General features: G+C 31.9%; 2 protein-coding genes. Both read left to right on the top strand.

The window, feature by feature from the left end; genetic code table 11:
• Window positions 1-390, top strand: a 390-nt coding sequence (locus AC6F75_RS12360) for a response regulator (RefSeq protein WP_500715349.1), incomplete at its 5' end; no start/stop codon positions are given.
• A 116-nt stretch (window positions 391-506) separates the two neighbouring features.
• The gene (locus AC6F75_RS12365) at window positions 507-1,094 is read left to right on the top strand and encodes a PAS domain-containing protein (protein ID WP_500715350.1); all 588 of its coding nucleotides are present in this window, start codon (window positions 507-509) and stop codon (window positions 1,092-1,094) included.
• Window positions 1,095-1,242: the final 148 nt, after the last annotated feature.

Genomic DNA, 1,242 nt, shown 5'->3' on the forward strand with positions numbered 1-1,242 from the left:
ACAAAAATGAAACTAAAAGTTTTGTCCATTGATGATTCTACAACAATCACAACACATCTGAATTACCTTTTTAAAGACCTGGAAATGGTAGACTGGATTGGCCACGCCTACAATATTGACGAAGGAAAAATCATAGTGCAAGAATCATCTCCCGATGTAATTTTACTGGACATCATGGTGAATGAGGAAAGTGGATTTGATTTGCTGAACTTTGTAAAATCAAATTTTCCGGGAATAAAGGTTTTTATGCTTAGTAACCTGACAGACCAGATTTATGTCAAAAAAAGCAAACAACTGGGTGCCTGCCATTTTATCGATAAATCCTATGAATTTGAAACAATTCCGGGCCTTTTAATAGAGGCTTTGGAAAGTAAAAAAAGTTTAAATTAATAGTGCTTTAATACAAAATTAACCTCGGATTTTTTGAAGTTTTATATTTTGCCGTATATTTACAGTGTTGGAGGACACCAAAAATTGAATCCAATGCGCCCCAAAAGTGAATGACCATGAATTTTGAACACTTTTCAGATGCGAATAAGCAACTGATTGAATACAGTCCGTTATTCAACAAAGTTGCAAAAACCGTAGACGTTTTTGATTTAGAAAAAAGCAATTTTTCCAAAAAAATTGTCAACAATAAGTCAGTTTTGTTGATATGTGATTTTGAAGGAAGTATCGTTTTTCTAGATGAAACCTTTAGTAAACATGTCTGCCTGAAAAATTTAAATGACAACTCTGTTCTTGATTTTTTGCATCAGGAAGATATACCCGTTGTAATTGAGCAATTGGTTCATCTTCTTCAGGGAAAATCTGATAGTATTATAATTGAAACCAGAATTGTTACTTCGGGAAATCAAAATTTCTATACAAAATGGCATGTAGGCTATTTAAGAGGGCTCTTTTATTTCTACCCTATTGAACTCCCCAAATTTTTAAAAAATGCTTCAGGGGCTCAGGAAAAAAATACCCGAAACTTTAAATCACAAAAATCGATTCTTCCCGACCAACTGTTATGGAAAATTGAGGTTTCTAAAACATTGTATGAGTGGGATGCATTAATTTTTAAGCAGATAAAATCTTGTACCAACATTTAAAACAACATAATTTGTAGTTGTTAGCACTACTTTTTTTTCATAATACCTACTATTTTATTACTGTTAATTATTATTGAGTTTTATAAGACTTTAGTAGATGCATATGAAAGTTATATCTGTAGATGATTCTGCGACAATTTCAAACCAT

The sequence above is a fragment of the Planktosalinus sp. genome (assembly GCF_059864935.1).

What these genes read in the sequence shown, in the direction of transcription:
- AC6F75_RS12365 (WP_500715350.1), top strand. Translation starts at nt 507, where the DNA reads ATGAATTTTGAACACTTTTCAGATGCGAATAAGCAACTGATTGAATAC.